The organism is Vallitalea okinawensis, from assembly GCF_002964605.1.
Lineage (GTDB): Bacteria > Bacillota > Clostridia > Lachnospirales > PQDH01 > Vallitalea_A > Vallitalea_A okinawensis.
Genome location: NZ_PQDH01000039.1, coordinates 1 through 4,536, shown reverse-complemented (window position 1 = coordinate 4,536; position 4,536 = coordinate 1). Strand labels below are relative to the sequence as shown.

Genomic DNA, 4,536 nt, shown 5'->3' with positions numbered 1-4,536 from the left:
TCATTACACAAAAGTGAGAGTTTCCTATACATATTCTACAAGTTATTTTAGTCTTAAAAAAGTGGATTCGCAAAACAAACTTAACAGAAATCGCAATTATCATAAATTACTATGATTTTATGATAATCTATCTTCTCCCGTATAAATAACCCTCTATAAATCACCACCAATGATACACTCATTGAGTTAAAAATGTGATTAAATTTCTTATAACGTTCCGGATTTGCGACGTTTCTCAACCTTAGAGCGAAGGTGCTCATGCCCTGCAAAGGGCTAATGTGCCGAGTGCTCCGACGGACTTAGGTTGAGGAATGTGTGAGGGCATATCCCAAAAGGCTTCTTGACCCTTGCCCGAACTTTATGCAAATCCATTGTTATACGATGAAACTTACGGACCCTTATTGCTTTTCTATTCCTTCTCCTAAAAAATTATCTTTATGTAATCTAACTGAATCATCCTGCTTATTAACTAATATTACTTCCTGTACAGGCCCCCTTGAGGAATATATATCATCTCTTCCAGTCTGATCTCTTTCTATGTAATACTTCTTTGAATCTATTTCAAATATTTTTTCTTCTTTAGCCTCTAAACTGAAGACTGCAATATTATTTTCTTTATCATAAATAGTAAAAATCTCTTTTGAACCTTCTTCTTTATAATTCTTCTCAAACTGAATACTAAAGTGTTTATCTTCATCGCTATAATTTCTCAGTTCAAGCTTGATATCAAAGTCTATAAGTTTGTCGCCATTATATTCAATCTCGTAATACCCTTCACTTGTTTTATCAAAACCTACACTTAGTAATCCTGGTAAGTTACTCTTTATACTAATCAGTACAGAAGTTGTGATTAGATGACTTAAACTTACTAGTAATACGAAAATCATGAACGCTTTCCATCTTTTTATTTTCTTCGGTATAATTAAGCTTTTCTCAATAACAAATAGACCAGTAATGATTATAACACCAAAATATAACACTGTAAGATGTAGCCCTTTATCACCTGCACTCCATGATTTTAACCCTATAAGTTCAATAAAAGTATCACCTAAAGCCGACATATATTTTGTATCAAGACACATGTAAAAAGATATACTTACGATGAGTAACCAAATAAATCCATTCCATTTCTCCCTCATGTAATTTCCTAAGGAATTAATAACCTTAACCATAACGTATCCCCATCCCTTTCCTATTCATCCATGCGTCTATGTCTAACAGTAAAATCACATAGCTAAACACTTTTAAGCTTTGGTAAGTTTTGTTGTATAACGTTCCGGATTTGCGACGTTACTCAACCTTAGAGCGAAGAGGTGCTCATGTCACGTATGTGACTAATGTGCTGAGCGCTCCGACGGACTTAGGTTGAGGAATGTGTGAGGGCATATCCCTATAGGTTTTATGACCATCGCCCGAGCCTTGTGCAAATCTATTGTTAGAGGCAGTTCATTATCGTCTCCATAAGAAAAACTTCAACTCAAACCAAATTCCTTATAGTTCACCAATTTATTATCGCTACTTCCTATCACAGGTTCTGGATACTTAGTAGGATCAATTGTATGCAATGTTCTTGCTATCACTGGAATCACTAACCCATTCCTTCTAAACTCTCTGTTCTTCTGAAACACATCATTTAGAAGATTATATAGCCTCTGCGTGGTCGCAGCATCAACACGCCCAATCTCCTTAATCATCATTAAGAAATCAACTGCCAACTCACCTTCAATAGTTCTCGAAGTATATATCTTCTTTTCTTCATCCGTCCAGGTTCTCAATAATTTGAGTCTTTCTTTCATAGGTATTAGCCACTCAAAGGTATGTTCAAGTTCTCTTCCATACCTTTCAGCTAAAATCAATAACTCATCAATTGAATACTCACCTAAATCTATAATCTCATTCTTAACATCGAATCTATTCTTCTTCAGCTTATGAAGTCTTCTTACACTCTGTGATTCATGCTCCATCATAAAATCAAGGTAACACTGAATCCAATACTTAACCTGCTCATGCTTACTCATAGAACTAGTAATGTCCAGCTTAAAACTGTCGAAACCTTCAAACTCAGGGAAAATAGAGTTAATACGATTACACGAATTTGTCCTTCTCATCAAGCTGAGAATATCTTCCTCAGAAACATCATGCTGAATGACATAGTAGATAAAATCATCCGTTGTATTCAGTTTAGAAAATGCACCACTAATGCCGTCTAGGACAGAAACCATCGTCTCTAAGAACTTACATTTGTACTGAAATATTTGCTTTTCATATCTTGAGTAGTCAGCATTCACAAGGACGTCATAGTATGTATTTGATAATACCTTCAAATTCTCAGACATGTTGTCTGCAGGATATGTTAGTGAGAAATCACCAGTGTTGTACTTTAATCCAGAAACACCATTGATTCGCTCCTCTGTATATGTAGGATATACTTCTTGAATCCGTGCTGAAAGTAGTGACTCACTATTAACAGCAATAACTATCGTCCCATAATCCTCATCAACATCTAGAGCAAAGGCATAGATATCATCATTATCATCACTAGTTCGTAACTTCTCTATTACTTCTAGACAAGCAACCTTCAATTCTTTCTCTAACTGCTGAAAATGATTCCTCTTCAATAATCTCTTATATAACATAAAATCTCCTCTTATCAGATAATGAATTTCCTCTAACGTCTCGGATTTGCGACATTTCTCAACCTTAGATAGCTCTTATCTTAGGTTGAGGAATGTGTGAAGGCATATCCCAAGAGGCTTTATGACCCTCGCCCGAACCTTGTGCAAATTTATTGTTAGAGGATCGTTTCCTCTTCTTTAATTATTGATTGTAATATAGAGCTAACTATTTCATCTATATCTAGCAAACCATCTATTATCATATCCGAACTGGGTTTTACTTGATTAAGCATCTCTATATATGCTGCTCTCCCAAAATTCATATAGCATGTAAGTTCATCACTTATATTCTTTTTAGATGTATTACCAAAGTCTCTTAAAATTCTTCGTGCCATAGCTATATCTAAAGGTGTATCTATAAATAGTGCATAGTCAATGTATTTACTCATACAATCATTCTTATAAGCAAATGGATAATCTAATAAGATCCACTCCACTGATGATTTATTGCTGAGAAGACATTTTATATCACTGATAAATGGGTCTAAATCCCACTCATTATAATCTGCTCCATTTTCAACCCATTCTTTAAAATCTTTTGGACCATTAAAATCATAGTCATCAAAATAAAATGTTTTTACGTTTGGTAACTTCTCTTTCAAGTTATTTATAATAGTAGTTTTACCACCACCGGAAACCGCTGAAATTGCTATCACATTTGGTCTATTAGTTTTCAATTTAATCCCTCATTCTATTTTTAGATCATACTTCAATAGTCTTTTTGCTCATCCCCCCCCCCTAGAGGAATACCTTAAAAGGAAATGTCCGCTAACGTCTGGGATTTGCGACGTTTCTCAACCTTAGATAGCTCCTATCTTAGGTTGAGGAATGTGTGAGGGCATATCCCAGAAGGCTTCTTGACCCTTGCCCAAACTTTATGCAAATCCATTGTTATACGATGAAACTTACGGACCTTATTGTTTTTCTATTCCTTCTCCTAAAAAATTATCTTTATGTAATCTAACTGAATCACCCTGCTTATTAATTAACATTACCTCCTGTATAGACCCCCTTGAGGAATATATATCATCTCTTCCAGTCTGCTCTCTTTCTATGTAATAATTCTCTGGATCTATTTCAAATATTTTTTCTGCTCTAGCCTCTAAACTGAAGACTGCAATATTATTTTCTTTATCATAAATAGTAAAAATCTCTTTTGAATGTTCTTCTTTATATTTCTTCTCAAACTGAATACTAAATTGTTTATCTTCATCGCTATAATTTCTCAATTCAAGCTTGACATCAAAGTCTATAAGTTTGTCGCCATTATATTCAATCTCGTAATATCCTTCACTTGTTTTATCAAAACCTACACTTAGCACTCCTGGTGAGTTACTCTTTATACTAATCAGTACCGAAGTTGTGATTAGATGACTCAAACTTACTAGTAATACGAAAATCATGAACGCTTTCCATCTTTTTATTTTCTTCGGTATAATTAAGCTTTTCTCTATAACAAATAGACCAGTAATGATTATAACACCAAAATATAACACTGTAAGATGTAGCCCTTTATCGCCTGCACTCCATGATTTCAGCCCTATACGTTCAATAATAGAATCACCTAAGGCCGACACATATTTTGTATCAAGACACATGTAAAAAGATATGCTTATGATGAGTAACCAAATAAATCCATTCCATTTTCCCCTCATGTAATTTCCTAATGAATTAATAACCTTAACCATACGTATCCCAAGCCCTTTCCTATTCATCCATGCGTCTATGTCTACTAGTAAAATCACATACTTAAACACTTTTAAGCTTTAGTAAGTTTTGTTGTATAACGTCTCGTATTTCCGACGTCCCTGACCCGGTCCCTCAGAGCCCTTCTTCTTGGTGGTGCTTGCACCAGGTGAAG

General features: G+C 34.7%; 4 protein-coding genes. All 4 read right to left on the bottom strand.

Features of this window, described 5'->3' with window-relative positions; genetic code table 11:
• Nucleotides 1-398: 398 nt before the first annotated feature.
• The 4 genes from C1Y58_RS26050 to C1Y58_RS26035 all read right to left on the bottom strand — a co-directional run bounded on the left by C1Y58_RS26050 (nucleotide 399) and on the right by C1Y58_RS26035 (nucleotide 4,420).
• The gene (locus C1Y58_RS26050) at nucleotides 399-1,172 is read right to left on the bottom strand and encodes a transporter permease (protein ID WP_105620080.1); all 774 of its coding nucleotides are present in this window, start codon (nucleotides 1,170-1,172) and stop codon (nucleotides 399-401) included.
• Nucleotides 1,173-1,472: 300 nt separating this feature from the next.
• On the bottom strand, nucleotides 1,473-2,636 hold the full coding sequence (locus C1Y58_RS26045) for a DUF4303 domain-containing protein (protein WP_105620079.1): 1,164 nt from the start codon (nucleotides 2,634-2,636) through the stop codon (nucleotides 1,473-1,475).
• A 155-nt stretch (nucleotides 2,637-2,791) separates the two neighbouring features.
• Nucleotides 2,792-3,352 carry a nucleoside/nucleotide kinase family protein gene (locus C1Y58_RS26040; RefSeq protein ID WP_105620078.1) on the bottom strand — a complete coding sequence of 187 codons (561 nt, stop codon included), beginning with the start codon at nucleotides 3,350-3,352 and terminating at the stop codon, nucleotides 2,792-2,794.
• Between the two features lie 237 nt (nucleotides 3,353-3,589).
• A complete protein-coding gene (locus tag C1Y58_RS26035) occupies nucleotides 3,590-4,420 on the bottom strand; it encodes a transporter permease (RefSeq protein ID WP_105620077.1) in 831 nt (276 codons plus the stop codon).
• Nucleotides 4,421-4,536: the final 116 nt, after the last annotated feature.